At 61.1% G+C, this 13,840-nt stretch carries 11 protein-coding genes, 5 tRNA genes and 1 pseudogene; 11 read left to right on the top strand and 6 right to left on the bottom strand.

Features of this window, described 5'->3' with window-relative positions:
- Both thrS and CAQUA_RS05025 read right to left on the bottom strand, forming a co-directional pair.
- Positions 1-2,112, bottom strand: a complete 2,112-nt coding sequence (thrS, locus tag CAQUA_RS05030; protein ID WP_196824242.1) for a threonine--tRNA ligase — start codon at positions 2,110-2,112, stop codon at positions 1-3.
- 93 nt (positions 2,113-2,205) lie between these two features.
- Positions 2,206-2,802: a copper resistance CopC family protein gene (locus CAQUA_RS05025; RefSeq protein ID WP_290178837.1), complete on the bottom strand. Its 597-nt coding sequence runs from the start codon at positions 2,800-2,802 to the stop codon at positions 2,206-2,208.
- 194 nt (positions 2,803-2,996) lie between these two features.
- Here CAQUA_RS05025 and CAQUA_RS05020 point away from each other — a divergent pair, with 194 nt between their 5' ends.
- Together CAQUA_RS05020 and CAQUA_RS05015 are read left to right on the top strand one after the other, a co-directional pair.
- On the top strand, positions 2,997-4,403 hold the full coding sequence (locus CAQUA_RS05020) for an MFS transporter (protein ID WP_196825581.1): 1,407 nt from the start codon (positions 2,997-2,999) through the stop codon (positions 4,401-4,403).
- On the top strand, positions 4,396-6,480 hold the full coding sequence (locus tag CAQUA_RS05015; RefSeq protein ID WP_196824244.1) for a TerD family protein: 2,085 nt from the start codon (positions 4,396-4,398) through the stop codon (positions 6,478-6,480). Before CAQUA_RS05020 ends, CAQUA_RS05015 begins: the two co-directional genes overlap by 8 nt.
- 228 nt (positions 6,481-6,708) lie before the next feature.
- On the opposite strand, the gene CAQUA_RS05010 is transcribed toward CAQUA_RS05015, so the two are convergent.
- The 3 genes and pseudogenes from CAQUA_RS05010 to CAQUA_RS05000 form a co-directional block, all read right to left on the bottom strand.
- Complete coding sequence (locus CAQUA_RS05010) at positions 6,709-6,930, bottom strand: hypothetical protein (RefSeq protein ID WP_196824245.1); 222 nt, start codon at positions 6,928-6,930, stop codon at positions 6,709-6,711.
- A 41-nt stretch (positions 6,931-6,971) separates the two neighbouring features.
- Positions 6,972-7,374: pseudogene (locus CAQUA_RS05005) on the bottom strand (helix-turn-helix domain-containing protein); the annotation flags it as partial.
- Positions 7,375-7,591: 217 nt separating this feature from the next.
- Positions 7,592-7,663, bottom strand: a tRNA-Val gene (locus CAQUA_RS05000).
- Between the two features lie 389 nt (positions 7,664-8,052).
- Between CAQUA_RS05000 and CAQUA_RS04995 the strand changes: the two genes are divergently transcribed.
- The 7 genes from CAQUA_RS04995 (at position 8,053) to msrB (ending at position 11,002) form a co-directional block, all read left to right on the top strand.
- Positions 8,053-8,128 (top strand) — tRNA-Gly (locus tag CAQUA_RS04995).
- Between the two features lie 47 nt (positions 8,129-8,175).
- Positions 8,176-8,247: transfer RNA gene (locus CAQUA_RS04990), tRNA-Val, on the top strand.
- Between the two features lie 48 nt (positions 8,248-8,295).
- Positions 8,296-8,371, top strand: a tRNA-Gly gene (locus tag CAQUA_RS04985).
- 66 nt (positions 8,372-8,437) lie between these two features.
- Positions 8,438-8,508: transfer RNA gene (locus tag CAQUA_RS04980), tRNA-Cys, on the top strand.
- Between the two features lie 63 nt (positions 8,509-8,571).
- Complete coding sequence (locus CAQUA_RS04975; protein WP_196824246.1) at positions 8,572-9,261, top strand: dihydrofolate reductase family protein; 690 nt, start codon at positions 8,572-8,574, stop codon at positions 9,259-9,261.
- 21 nt (positions 9,262-9,282) lie between these two features.
- A complete protein-coding gene (locus tag CAQUA_RS04970; protein ID WP_290178831.1) occupies positions 9,283-10,569 on the top strand; it encodes a glycosyltransferase family 87 protein in 1,287 nt (428 codons plus the stop codon).
- On the top strand, positions 10,562-11,002 hold the full coding sequence (msrB, locus tag CAQUA_RS04965) for a peptide-methionine (R)-S-oxide reductase MsrB (protein ID WP_196824247.1): 441 nt from the start codon (positions 10,562-10,564) through the stop codon (positions 11,000-11,002). Before CAQUA_RS04970 ends, msrB begins: the two co-directional genes overlap by 8 nt.
- A 60-nt stretch (positions 11,003-11,062) precedes the next feature.
- On the opposite strand, the gene hemQ is transcribed toward msrB, so the two are convergent.
- Positions 11,063-11,767: a hydrogen peroxide-dependent heme synthase gene (gene hemQ / locus CAQUA_RS04960; RefSeq protein WP_196824248.1), complete on the bottom strand. Its 705-nt coding sequence runs from the start codon at positions 11,765-11,767 to the stop codon at positions 11,063-11,065.
- A gap of 237 nt (positions 11,768-12,004) precedes the next feature.
- On the opposite strand from hemQ, the gene CAQUA_RS04955 reads away from it, so the two are divergent.
- Both CAQUA_RS04955 and CAQUA_RS04950 read left to right on the top strand, forming a co-directional pair.
- Positions 12,005-12,601 carry a DUF3000 domain-containing protein gene (locus CAQUA_RS04955; protein WP_290178940.1) on the top strand — a complete coding sequence of 199 codons (597 nt, stop codon included), beginning with the start codon at positions 12,005-12,007 and terminating at the stop codon, positions 12,599-12,601.
- Positions 12,602-12,608: 7 nt separating this feature from the next.
- Positions 12,609-13,835, top strand: a complete 1,227-nt coding sequence (locus tag CAQUA_RS04950; RefSeq protein ID WP_196824250.1) for an HRDC domain-containing protein — start codon at positions 12,609-12,611, stop codon at positions 13,833-13,835.
- The last annotated feature ends 5 nt before the right edge of the window (positions 13,836-13,840 follow it).

The raw sequence follows: 13,840 nt of genomic DNA, 5'->3' as shown, positions 1-13,840 counted from the left end.
TTAGCCTTCGCGCGGGGCGGAGGACTCCTCGCTCTCGGGAGCGACAGCCCCGCCACGCAGCGAGTTCAGGTTGTCTTCGTTCGGCTGCTCGTTGATCTGGTCACCCACCCATGCGGTGACTAGCTTAATTGCCTCATCCACTGGGACGCCGTTGACTTGGCTGCCGTCGAGGAAGCGGAAGCTCACGGCGTTCGCTTCGACGTCGCGCGCGCCGGCGAGAAGCATGAACGGCACCTTAGCTTGGGTGTGGGTGCGGATCTTCTTCTGCATGCGGTCGTCGGAGTGGTCGACCTCCGCACGAAGACCGTGGGCTTTGAGCTTGTCGACGATTGCGTCGAGGTGCGGCGCGAACTCGTCGGCGACGGGGATTCCCACGACCTGGACAGGAGCGAGCCACGCGGGGAAGGCACCGGCGTAGTGCTCAAGCAGGACGCCGAAGAAGCGCTCGATGGAACCGAACAGAGCGCGGTGGATCATCACGGGGCGCTTCTTCGTGCCGTCAGAGGCGGTGTACTCCAGGTCGAAGCGTTCCGGCAGGTTGAAGTCCAGCTGCACCGTGGACATCTGCCAGGTGCGGCCAATGGCATCCTTGGCCTGGACGGAAATCTTCGGGCCGTAGAAGGCGGCACCCGCCGGGTCCGGGACGAGCTCAAGGCCGGACTTGGTGGCTACAGACTCCAAGATGTTGGTGGAGCGCTCCCAAATCTCATCATCACCGATGTACTTCTCCGGGTCCTTCGTGGACAGTTCCAGGTAGAAGTCGTCCAGGCCGTAGTCCTTGAGCAAGGAGATGATGAACTCCAAAACGTCGGTGAGTTCTTGCTCCAGCTGGTCCTCGGTGCAGTAGATGTGGGCGTCATCCTGCGTGAAACCACGGGCACGGGTCAGGCCGTGGACCACACCGGACTTCTCATAGCGGTAGACGGTGCCGAACTCGAACAGGCGCAGCGGCAGCTCACGGTAGCTGCGGCCACGGGAGTCGAAGATCAGATTGTGGAACGGGCAGTTCATCGGCTTGGCGTAGTAGTCCACCGGCTGCTTGGTGCAGTTGCCGTCCTCATCCCATTCGCCATCCAGCTGCATCGGCGGGAACATGCCGTCCGCGTACCAGTCTAGGTGACCGGACTTTTTGAACAGGTCACCCTTGGTCACGTGCGGGGTGTTCACAAAGGAGTAGCCGGCCTCAATGTGGCGGCGGCGGGAGTGCTGCTCCATCTCCATGCGCACGATGCCGCCCGCGGGGTGGAACACCGGAAGGCCGGAACCAACCTCGTCCGGGAAGGAGAACAGGTCCATCTCCGTGCCCAGGCGGCGGTGGTCGCGCTTTTCGGCTTCCGCCAGCATGTGCTGGTATTCCTCGAGCTTTTCCTTCGACTCCCACGCGGTGCCGTAGATGCGCTGCAGGCCAGCGTTGGCCTGGTCACCGCGCCAGTAGGCGGCGCTCGAGCGGGTCAGGGCGAACGCCGGGATGTACTTCGTCGTGGGCACGTGCGGGCCGCGGCACAGGTCGTGCCACTCCACCTCGTTCGTGCGCGGATTGACGTTGTCATAGTGCGTCAGATCGCCCGCACCGACCTCGGTCGCCTCATCCGAGTTCGGGTCGACGCTGCCCTTGTCCTGGATCAGCTCGAGCTTGTAGGGCTCATCTTTCAAGTCTTCAGCAGCTTCTTCCGCGGAGGCATAGACACCGCGGACGAACTTCTGGCCTTGTTTGATGATCTTCTTCATGCGCTTTTCCAGCGCTTTGAGATCCTCCGGCGTGAACGGCTCTTTCACATCAAAGTCGTAGTAAAAGCCGTCATTAATAGCGGGGCCGATGCCCAGCTTGGCGTCCGGGAACTCTTGCTGCACTGCCTGCGCCAAAACGTGTGCGCAGGAGTGGCGGATCACGCTGCGCCCCAGCTCAGTGTTCGCCGGCACCGGCATGAACGTCGCGGTGTCCTCCGGAACGTGGGACAGATCTTTCAGGTTGCCTTCTGCGTCTTGGACAACCACGATCGCGTTGTCGCCCTTGTTCGGCAGATCCAACTCGCGCATCGCCGCGCCGACGGCAGTTCCTGCCGGCACCTCAAAGGGCTCGAATTCTACCGCTGCCGCAATTCCGTTGGTCATTTTTCATGCGCTCCTTTTGCGCTCACGCACCTCCGCCATACCTGGGCGGGGGTACTTTTCATCACAACACTGGGAAAGCCTACCCGCTTTCCGTCACTTCTCCCCGCCCGGGACCTCTTCCCGCGTGCGCTGATCGTGAGCATCCAACGCCTCACGTTGGCGCGTACGTCCCACCATCGCCAGCGCCGCGCCCGCGATGAGAACCACGCCGCCCAGCGCCCACAGCCACGTCAATGAGGACGAGCCATCGCTTGACGACGGCTTGTTGTCACCCGCATCCGACCCTTGCGCATCCCCGTTCGGTGCGACCTGCCCGTCCGGCGCATAGGTGAATTCCGTCATCCCCTTCGTCGAGTGCCCATCCGAGGACACAATCTGGAACCCCACCCGGTACTGCCCCGCCTCCGGTGCAAGATCATCCGGCAGGTCCAACGTCGCGTACCGCCCATCTACCGTAGGCTCGCCGCTAAACAGCACCTCTTGGTCCGACACCCGCGACAGCGCGAAGGTATTGAAATCCTTCTTGATCTCCCCGGAGAACTCAATCTTCAACTCCCCCGGAAATTCTTTCACCGTTGCGTTATCCCCCGGCCAAGCATTAACCACCGGGTCGTGGGCGTGCGCAGGGGCTGACGCAACAATCGCTGCGGCAGAAAGTGAAACGATCGCGATCCGACTTGTGTACCTCACAGTAAGCCTTCCCAAAAATTCCTAGCCATGTAAGGCCAGAACAATCTCGTTGTAATTGATCCGATAATAAGGGTAACCGGACATAAATCCTCCCCATCGCACTGGCGCGGGGTAGGCTATCGCGGGTGTTCGGCGTTCGTGCTTCCTCCCCGAGCAGATGGGCGTTCTTCATCGTTGTCTCCATCGGCTTACTCATGGTCGCGTTGGACAATTCGATCCTTTACACGGCCCTTCCCGCCCTCAATGCGCAGCTAGACGCTAGCCCCCTGCAGTCGCTGTGGATCATCAACGCTTACCCACTGCTGATCACCGGCTTGCTTCTGGGCACAGGCACGCTCGGCGACCGGATCGGGCACAAGAAGATGTTCGTCGCGGGCCTACTCATCTTCGGCGCGGCCTCCCTCGCCGCTGCGTTTGCGCCGTCTCCATGGGCACTCGTGGCAGCACGCGGCGTGCTTGGGATCGGAGCAGCAGCCATGATGCCCGCCACACTTGCCCTGATCAACCAGATCTTTACTGAAGAGCGCGAGCGCAACATCGCCATCGGCATCTGGGCCTCAGCAGCCGTTGTCGGTGCCGCCATCGGGCCAGTCGTCGGCGGACTGCTTCTGGAGTACTTCTGGTGGGGCTCCGTCTTTTTTATCAATGTCCCCATCGTCCTCGTTGCCCTCGCGGGCACCTTCCTGCTTGGCCCACCGAACCACCCCAACCCCGCGAAACAGTGGGATGCCACCTCCTCGCTTTACGCGCTTATTGCACTGTCTGGTCTGACCATGGTGATCAAGCAGGTAACGCATCCCGGCGCGAATCTACCACTGATCATCGCTGCCCTGGTGTGCGCGGTAATAGGCACCATTGCCTTCCATCGCCGCCAGAAGAAACTCACCGATCCCCTGCTCACCTTCGACATCTTCCGCAACCGGGTGTTCGCTGGCGGTGTCTTAGCCGCGATCGGGGCCATGTTCGTTTTAATCGGTATGGAGTTGACTTCCACCCAGCGCCTGCAGCTGGTTCATGGTTTCACTCCCTTCCACGCGGGTCTGGCTACCGGCGCTGTGGCTGTAGTTGCGTTCCCCTTCTCCATCGCTGGCGGTGCGCTGTTAGAACGAATCGGTTTCCTCACGATCACCGGATCAGGGTTCACGGTTTCCGTTCTCGGCGCCGCACTGTCATGGTGGGGCTCACATTCTGGTAGCTTCGCGGTACTGCTTAGCGGTTTCCTCCTGATCGGCGCAGGCACCAGCTTCATCATGTCTGTCTCCTCCATCGCCATCATCGGCGCTGCCCCGCCCGAGCGAGCGGGGATGGCTGCCGGGGTTGAGGAAGTCTCCTACGAATTTGGGACCCTTATCACCGTTGCCGTGACCGGATCTCTCTTGCCTGCCGTCTACGCCTCTTTACTGCCACCCGAGCTGCAAGCGAAGGGCATGGATGCCATGTACGATCCAACAACAAACCCGCTGGCAGCGCCCGCCTACACCAGCGCACACGAGACAGTCATCCTCTTCCTTGCCGTCACCGCAGCCATCTTCGGCGTAGTCACGGCGTGGTGCTTCCGCGACAACCCCACATCCCCCGTACAGGAGACTCACCATGCATGACCACCCAGGCGTTTCCACGACACTGACCATGGACGAACCAGCGGTGCAGTACAGGGTCGCCGAATTGGCTCTGCGTCGGCGTAACCTGCTCTACCTTTTCCCAGGCCAGTCCGATCAGGCTACGGTGGAGAAGTTCCTTGGAGATATGGCCTTGTTGGGGTACAGGGTGGAAGATGATCAGCTGCCTTTAATCGCGACCGCCGACCCGCGCTCGCTCGGCGTGGTCGTTGACCGTGCCCGTGAGATCACCGGATTTAACAGCGCCCACTTGCCCACGTTGAACCCGGACTTCCGCAACACGGTGCCGGGTCTGACGGAATCACAGCTGTACGCCCGTGCGCTAGCCCACTATTTCTACAGGGGCTTGGGAATCCAGTGGCTCTCACCGGCCCCGCCCGAGGGAGTGCTGGCCGGAACCCCATTGGAGAATCGGACGCCTCGGCCGGTGCGCATCGCAACTGATGCGGACATCGCGGAGATCGCCGCGTCCCTCATCGCATCCTCACAACCCTTCTCCACGACGGACGCGGACGACATCCGCGCTCTAGGCGCATTCATCCCGCAGGCAGTGGACGTCCCGATCCGCGAAAACCTCGCTCTCCTCGCCGCGCACCGCGTCGGCGGATTGGACTGGGCACCGCTGCTGAAGACACCAACCGATGTGCTGCGCGTGGCAAGTGAGCTTTCCGGCGGGGATCGATCTCTGGGAATCAACACGAAGTTCAAGCTGCGCAGGGCTGACCGAAGGTTCGTCGTTAAGCTTCTTGAGCCCCTGCTGAGCGACGAGAATCTGCACTACATTCAGGCTGAAGAGGAGCGATGGAAGCGCCTGATGCGCGCGCTGCACCCGCAGGAGTACCCATGGGCGGAACGTGTCAACGAGGTCCGGGCGATGGTGCACGGCCCGCGTCATGCTTGGCCCAAGGCCCACGAGTGGCAGATTGAGGACGCCGTCGCGCGCCGCGACCATGAGACTCTCCAGGCACTCTTTGCTGCCAACCCGGGCGATTTCGCACGCCGGCTCCATGCCCTGTGGCGGGCAATGCCCGCAGATCGGGATTGGCTCACGGCGCAGTTCCGTCACCACGCACCTGACGTGTCTGCGCGGGTGTTGGTGCAGATGTGGAACTTCTTTAACTCTGCACGCTCCGATGAGCTCCCGTACCGCGTGGTTATGCCTAAACGCAGCGGAAGCCAAGCGATGTACGTGTTGAACACGCTGGCTCCTGGGGAGGACTACACGCCGATCATTGAGGCGATTGAGCACGGACTTCACGGCCGACTGGCGGGACGACGCTTCCGGATTGAAACAGACATGGCCCATGTAGTCGGCGGCGACCCTGCGGCGCGAGTGACCATTCCGCTTGGCGTGCGCTCCGCCTCAAGCGGCACCCGCACCGTGGGGCGCGGCACCCGTATTCCCGTCGGCGATGGTGCGGAGCTGCGGTTCTTTCTCCACTGGCGCGGCCAGTTTGTCGATCTGGATCTCACCGCGTATTTCACGAATGAGGACGGCAGCAAACTCAATGCGATTTCCTACACCAACCTGCGTGATGACGAGACTCGAAGCTTCCACTCTGGTGACATCACCCACGCCCCCGAAGGGGCAGCTGAGTACATCCAGCTTCACGTCGCTTCATTGCTTGCCGAAGGCTACCGCTACGTGGTGTTGAACTGCTTCTCTTACAGCCGCACCCTGTTTGCGAATGTCGAGGACGCGCAGATCGGCATCCTCGGCGGTGCCAACTTGTCCACCGGACAGGATTTTGAAGCCAGCGAAGTGGTCGCGCGCATTGACCTCACCACGCCGTCGTTCCACGCCACCCCCGCTGTCGTGGACCTTGCCCGCCGCGAACTGATCTGGCTGGACTGGACCGTACCCGTATCAGACCAAGTGCCGGTCAACGTCGAGTCCACCTACAACGAAATCCAGCTACTTTTGGACAACGCCCGCCACAGTGCCTACATGGATGTAGCCACCTACCTACGCCTCGCCGGCGCGGACATCACCGATAGCCCCGACGCCAAAGCACTAGACCCCTTCCACACCGAAGCAATCCTGGCTCTACTCAGCTGATTCCGCTACGCTGTAAGCAGCACCCGGCCATGAGTGGGCATCCTCCACCACCATTTAGCATTGCTAAAATTCAGCACACTCGCCATCCGGGTGCTTTCTCATAGGCGAACGCGTTTACGCGCCGGGTAGCCGGTGCGCTCGGTCTTGCGGAACTCACGCGGCTGTGCGAGCGGTACACCCGCCCAAATGTGGCCGACACGGGCTAAGAAAGTCCGTTCTTGCGATCTCCTAGGCGAGTAGGTCGTCCGCTTCCTCCCGGCTGACCTGGCCGGTCGCTTGCGCGATTGTCACTTCCTCGAAGATTGACGGCGGGGTCCACTTCACGTCGTTCAGGTCCGGTTGCTTGTAGGGCGGTCCGGGTTTCTTCATTCCTTGCCGCTGGCGCGCCACTTCGGCCTTGACCTGCTCGGCTGTTGCTTTGCCTGCTAAGTAGTCCTTGAACACTGTCATGAGCATCATTTTACCTGCTGTTCTGGGTCGTTCTCGACGCTGAGGTACTCCAAGCGATGCTGTGACTTGAGGATGACAATCGCCTGGACTTTCAGGCGCATCCCTGATTCCTCAAGTCCCGCAATTTCTTTAAATATGCGTTTTCCGCTTCCAGCCGCGCAACCTGGCGGCGCAGCCGCTCCTCTTCCGTGAAACGTTTCGGTGTAGCCGAACCTTTGGGCCTGCCCTTCGACTTCGGGCGCAGAGCCTCGTCGCCACCTTTGCGCCACTTAATCACCCAGTCCTTGACGAGTTGGTCGGATGAAAGATTGAACTCACGTGCAAGATCCATTCTCGACTCACCCGCAAGATAGCGTTCTACAACTTCCTTCTTCGCTTCGAACGAATACTGCTGCTTAGTCGGTTTCTCCACGAGACATAGCCTGCCATGCAGTTGGAAACGACGATAGAGGCTGCGCGATACGTCTCTCGAGATACCCACAACACGAGCAGCGGCCTGGCAACCCATCCCCTGCTCGAAAAGCTCCCCTAACTGCTCACGCTGAACTTCACTGAGCGAACTACGTGCTCTCAAAGGAACTGCTCCCCACTAGTCGGTAACTGATTTCTCAGTCCAACTAATGGGGAGCAGTTCATAACGACCTGGGTTTTTGATGAAACGTGGTCCTAGCTGGGATCGAACCAGCGACCTTTCCGGTGTGAACGGAACGCTCTTCCACTGAGCCATAGGACCGTATGCACCACTTTGCGTAACGCTTGAAGTGCGTTGATCAGATTAACACCACCTAGACGAAACACCATAATCGCCAGTTCAGAGGCATTGTGCGATGCACCGTCGTTGGGGCGCGGCTTTAAGTCCGCACGGCGTTCAACGCGCTACGTTGAACGCACTGTGTTGAAGTGGTGGGCGAGGTAAATAACGAGTGAACTACACGGTGGTGACTTACGAAGGCCGCCACACGCGATACCCGGCCGCAAATAGGGCGTTTGTGCAGCGGATTTGGTTCCTGAGGGGACTCCGGGTTAAAGTTTTTGAGTCGCAAGCGATGCCGGACAGGATCCCGATTAGGAATTCAGCAGGGCATCACAGTAACGTGGGGCAGCACGTAACTTATGCACAGTGCGGATGTAGCGCAGTTGGTAGCGCATCACCTTGCCAAGGTGAGGGTCGCGAGTTCGAGTCTCGTCATCCGCTCCAAGATCCAGGCAACTGGGTCTGACAACAAATCCATAGTGGTTTGTCCCGCGCGATTAGCTCAGCGGGAGAGCGCTTCCCTGACACGGAAGAGGTCACTGGTTCAATCCCAGTATCGCGCACGAAGCATCCTTAATTGGATTCTTCCGTGCAAACTCGTCGTTTGCACTGCGGATGTAGCGCAGTTGGTAGCGCATCACCTTGCCAAGGTGAGGGTCGCGAGTTCGAGTCTCGTCATCCGCTCCACGTACCGCTAGGAGCCGGTGCTTAAGGTTTATACTTGAGTCCGGCTCCTAACTCATAGGTACGACTGGTGGAATGGCCGAGTGGTGAGGCAAAGGTCTGCAAAACCTTGTACACGGGTTCGATTCCCGTTTCCACCTCAAAATACGAAGGCCCCTGTGTGGGGCCTTCCTTGTTTGTCTAGCCAGATAAGATCGTTGGCGATGAATGCGTCGATTGATCTTGATGAACTCCTTGGCCCCCTTTCCCCCGCCGGCGTGCCTGAACTGCGCGCGGTGATGGTCAATACGTTGTTTGGCTCCTTCACCATCGACGGCACGTCCGGTGGTTTGGGCAACGACAATGACACGGCGGTGCTTCTTGGGCTGCGTGAGTGGGCGGATGCGGTGCTGGTGACGTCGGGGACGGTGAAGAAGGAACACTATGGCGCGAGTGACACTCCCCTGGCCGTCGTGTCGCGCTCGTTGGACTTCGATACAGACAGTGAGCTGTTTGACGGCGAAGGACCGATCATCCTGACGCCGCAGGCGTCGTTTGATGATTCCTCGCAGGAAATGGCGGATCGCCGCAACGCGTTGGAATCTGCTGGCGCCCAGATCGTTTCCACGGGTGGTGGGTCGCCAGCGGAGATCGTCGATACGCTGCGCGGGCGGGGGTACGCGCGCATCTCGTGCGAAGGTGGGCCGAGCTTGTACGCAGCGCTCCTAGCCGATGGCCTCGTGGATGTGCTGCACCTAACTACCGACCCCCGGGTACCCAACGAGATGACCTCGCTGAAGCTCACCGACCTTGGATCCGTGGACACCTCACGGTGGGTTCTGGAGCACCTCACGAGCGACGAGGACTCGATGATTTTCACCCGCTACCGCCGTGGGAATGGGAACGGAAAGTAGAAAGCCATTAGGTTAATGAAGGTGACTTCCACCCCTACCCAGACCGCCATGCACCGCTCACAGGCATCCCTCACAGCGCGGTTGCGCGATGCGTGGGTGGCTCCGCAGCCGGCAGCTGCGGGCGGTGGCGCGTTTGGTGGGTGTGGCGCGTGGCGTTCGGTGGGCAATGCCTTCGCATGGCCGTTGGCGATTCTGCTGATCGTGCACAGGGTGGTGGCGCTGGCGTTTCCGGGTAAACGTACGGATGATTTCACCACGGTGTGGTCGGCGGCGCGGCGTTTTGTAGAGCGCGTGCCGGTGTACAACGAGAACTACTCGCACGTTGATCCGCACTACCTGTACAACCCCGGCGCGACGCTGCTGTTGTCCCCAGTGGGGGTGTTCGCGGATGCGGACACCGTGCGGCCGCTGTTCATCATCGCTAATGCGTTTGCGATTATCTGCGCCATTGCGTGGTTGACCCGGTTGTCTGGGTATGGGCCCTCCTCACCGGTGTTTCCGGTTGCGCTTGCGCTTGCGTTCATGACGGAAGCGGTGACCAACACGTTGGTGTTTTCCAACGTGAACGGGATTTTATTGCTGGCGCTGGTGGCGTTTCTGGCGTGGATGGTGCAGGGGCGCACAGTGGCCGCGGGTGTTGTGCTGGGGTTGGCAATTTTGGTTAAGCCGATGTTCGCCCCGCTGCTGGTTTTGCCGTTGATGCGGGTGAACTTCACCACCGTGGCGGCGGGAGTTGCAGTGCCAGTGCTGTTCAATGTGCTCGCGTGGCCGTTGACGCCGGGGGCGAAGGACTACACGGACATTGTCGTGCCTTATTTGGGCATCACGCGTGATTACGCGAACTCCTCCCTTGCCGGCGTGGCAGTGTACTTTGGGATGCCAGGCTGGTTGCACGGGCTTTTGTTTGTCATCATCGCCGCGGCGGTGGCCGTTGCAGTTGCGGGCCTAGCGCGCTGGCGGTACAGCGATGAGTGGTTGTGGGCCACGGTCAGTGCGGGTGTGCTCATCACCGGTGTCTGCCTGCTTTCCTCACTGGGACAGGCGTACTACTCCATGATGCTGTTCCCGGCCCTGTTCACCGTGCTGCGCCCGGCGAGCCCCTTCCACACCCCCATCCCGTGGCTGGGTGCGTTCCTGTGCCTTGTACCGCTGACCACGTCAGTTGGGGCGCACCCGATTGCGCATCAGTGGATGGCCACGTACCTCCCCACGGCTGGCTGGGCAATCATCATTATCTCCATTGCAACATGGGTCGTCGTTTCCTCGATTACCCAGAGACACGAAGACGAAGGACACAACCGTGTTTGAAAATTCACTCAATGATCCGACCAACTACAAGAACTGGACTGAAGCGCAGTGGCGCGAGAAACTCAGCCCGAATGAGTACGCGGTGCTGCGCCAGGCGGGAACGGAGCCCCCGGGGGTCGGTGAGTACACCGACACCACCACCGAGGGTGTGTACCACTGCCGCGCGTGCGGGGCGGAGCTGTTCCGTTCCACGGAAAAATTCCACTCCCACTGCGGCTGGCCATCGTTCTACTCCCCGCTGGCGGGCGACGCCGTCATTGAACGCACGGACACATCCCACGGGATGATCCGCACCGAGGTGCTGTGTGCCAACTGCGAATCGCACTTAGGCCACGTGTTTGAAGGCGAAGGCTACGACACCCCGACGGACCTGCGCTACTGCATCAATTCCATCTCCATGACGCTGGAAGAAAAACCCATCGACGGTCAGTAGGCCCAGCGGGCAGCTACTAGCCAAGGCGCTGCCCACCAATCGTCGATAAGCGAGCGTGCGCTACGGCAGAAGCTCGACGATCTCAGAGACGTCGTCGACGCGACGGCCGGAGAAGAACGGTAGCTCCTCGCGCACGTGGAGGCGTGCCTCGGTGTAGCGCATCTTGTGCATGAGGTCAGAGATGCGCTCCAACGTGGGGGCTTCGAACGCCAGCATCCACTCGTAGTCGCCCAGGGAAAAAGCTGACATCGTGTTGGCGCGTACATCCGCGTACTCAGCGGCAGCCTTGCCGTGCTCAATGAGAAGGTCGCGGCGCTTCGCTGGGTCCAGCAAGTACCAGTCGTAGGAGCGCGTGAACGGGTAGACGGTAATCCAGTCCTGGGGCTCCTCCCCCATGATGAAGGACGGCAGGTGGCCGCGGTTGAACTCAGCCGGGCGGTGGAGGCCCACGCCGATCCAGAACACCTCCAGAGCCTGGCCAAGCAGCGTATCGCGGCGGAAGGCGTTGTAGGCCTCCTGGATCTGCTCAAAGTACTCGGCGTGCCACCAAATCATCACGTCCGCCTCAGCGCGGATCCCAGAGATGTCATACAGACCGCGAACGACGACCTCGCCATCATTCTCAAGCGTGGAAAAGAACTCGCGTGCCTGGGCGATGACGTCCGCGCGGTCGTCCGGCAGCGCCCCTGGGATAGCTCGAAACGTTGCCCACTGCGCGTAACGCTGGGTGTTGTTCAACCGTTCTAGATCAACCTGCTGTGCCATGATCGGCGCCTTCCTTCGGGGGTCGTGTACATGCTTGGGTGTGCGGCCGCGCGGGCCGCGCTATGTACAACAATAGTATGAGTACGATTCGGCGCGGGTGACGGATGTGTCGACACGGCGCGCCTCCCCGTGATTGCGTGGACGGTGGATAGCTTTGAACGCGTGACACATTCGGATTCGCCGCACCTTGCCGCTGCGCCTACGGCATCAGACTCCTCACACGTTGCTCCTACTGCTGTGGATAGCCCCACGGGTGAATCCGCACTGCCGGAGGAGTTCACCGCGGCCGTCGAATCCATGCACGCCGCACGCCTGCGCCCAGAGATCACGCTAGGCACGATCCGTCCCCCGCAACGTCCCGCGCCGTTCAGCCACGCCGTGGGCTTGGAAGTCGCGCTTCATGACGAAGACGCGCCGATCCCCACTGACTCTGAAGGCGATGCGTTTGGCCGCTTGATCCTGCTGTACTCCCCGTCAACGGAAGAGGCATGGGAAGGCTCCATGCGCTTGGTCGCATACATCCAGGCCGACATGGATGATGCCGTGGCCTCTGACCCGTTCCTGCCGGACGTGGCGTGGCAGTGGCTCAATGAGTCCTTGGACAACACCGGCGCGACCTACACCAACCTCGGCGGTACCGTGACGTCCACGGCGTCTGTTCGCTTCGGTGAAATCGGCGGCCCGCCACGGGCGTACCAGATTGAAATGCGCGCCTCCTGGACCGCCGCTGGCACTGATCTGTCCCACCACGTCGAGGCGTTCTCCCAGGTACTCGCCTACGTTGCTGGCCTGCCGCCGGAAGGCGTAACCGGCATCGACCAGCGTCAACGGTAATCCCCGTATGACTGCTGGGGGTGTGCACGGCGTGGGGGTTAAGTACACGTATGCCACAACGCCGGATCACTACCGCGCAGCGGCTGAATCTTTAGCGGCAGGACGGGGCCCGTTCGCGATTGATACGGAACGGGCGTCCTCCTTCCGGTACGACGACCGTGCGTTTCTAGTCCAGATCGCGCGCCGGGACGCAGGCACGTTCCTGATTGCGCCGGAGCACCACCGACACGACATGCGGGAGATTTTCGCGCCAGTAGTGGGCGGCACAGACTGGATCTTGCACGCCGCGCCGGAAGATCTGCCAAGCCTGGCGGAGCTGGGGCTCTACCCGGGCACGCTCTTTGACACGGCGCTGGCCGGACGCATCGCGGGCTTTGACAAGCCGAACCTGGCTGCGATGGTGGAAGAATTTTGCGGCGTTGTTCTGGAAAAAGGACACGGCCGGGAGGATTGGTCGCTCACTCCACTGCCGGAGGACTGGCTGCGCTACGTCGCGGCGGACGTTGACTACCTGTGTGACCTCGCCGAGGCCCAGGCGGAGTACCTCGATGCCGCTGGCAAGCTAGACATCGCCGAGGCAGAATTCGCGCACATAATCTCACGCAATGCTGCTGGCGATTACGTCCCGGAGCACTCGTGGAGAAAACTCAAGGGCGTCTCGGCGTTGAAGAACCCGGTGTCGCTCGCGCTTGCGCAGCGAATGTGGGAGGAACGTGACGCGCTCGCCGCGCAGCGCGACATCGCCCCGAATCGCGTCCTTAACGGCCGAGTCATCATCGAGGTAGCTAAAACCCGGCCGCGGTCCGCACGCGACCTCGCGCGCATTCACGGCTTCCCAGCCCGCCGTCGCGGCGCCGTAGCACTGTGGTTCGGAATCATCAGCGAGGTCTACGAAGAGGGCGCGCCGCGCACGTTGCTTAACGACGAACCGGCGCGCAATCACACCCAGCGCCTCAGCGATGCGCCCAGCAAATCGGTGTGGAAATCCCGCCACCCGCACGAATGGGACCTGCTGAACCAGGTGCGCGACGGGATGATCCAACTCGGCGAAGACGCGTCGATTGCCCCGGAAATCCTCGTGGAGCCAGCGGTCCTTCGCGCGGCGGTGTGGGAACTCACGCAGCGCAGCCGAACTGTGCGCGTTGATGATGCCGCGCACGCATTGTTGAAGTTCGGCGCCCGACCTTGGCAGGCAGAAGCAGCCGCCCCAGTCATTGCCACGGCGTTGGCGTAGACGGC

It is taken from the genome of Corynebacterium aquatimens (genome assembly GCF_030408395.1).
GTDB classification, from domain to species: domain Bacteria; phylum Actinomycetota; class Actinomycetes; order Mycobacteriales; family Mycobacteriaceae; genus Corynebacterium; species Corynebacterium aquatimens.
The sequence above is the reverse complement of the archived record's forward strand: the minus strand, read 5'-3'. Positions and strand labels throughout refer to the sequence as shown.

Excerpts from the sequence above, each read along its gene's own strand:
- CAQUA_RS04975 (WP_196824246.1), top strand. The coding sequence starts at position 8,572 with ATGAATGCGTCGATTGATCTTGATGAACTCCTTGGCCCCCTTTCCCCC.
- hemQ (WP_196824248.1), bottom strand. The coding sequence starts at position 11,767 with ATGGCACAGCAGGTTGATCTAGAACGGTTGAACAACACCCAGCGTTAC.
- CAQUA_RS04950 (WP_196824250.1), top strand. The coding sequence starts at position 12,609 with ATGACTGCTGGGGGTGTGCACGGCGTGGGGGTTAAGTACACGTATGCC.
- CAQUA_RS05020 (WP_196825581.1), top strand. The coding sequence starts at position 2,997 with ATGGTCGCGTTGGACAATTCGATCCTTTACACGGCCCTTCCCGCCCTC.
- thrS (WP_196824242.1), bottom strand. The coding sequence starts at position 2,112 with ATGACCAACGGAATTGCGGCAGCGGTAGAATTCGAGCCCTTTGAGGTG.
- CAQUA_RS05015 (WP_196824244.1), top strand. The coding sequence starts at position 4,396 with ATGCATGACCACCCAGGCGTTTCCACGACACTGACCATGGACGAACCA.
- CAQUA_RS05010 (WP_196824245.1), bottom strand. The coding sequence starts at position 6,930 with ATGACAGTGTTCAAGGACTACTTAGCAGGCAAAGCAACAGCCGAGCAG.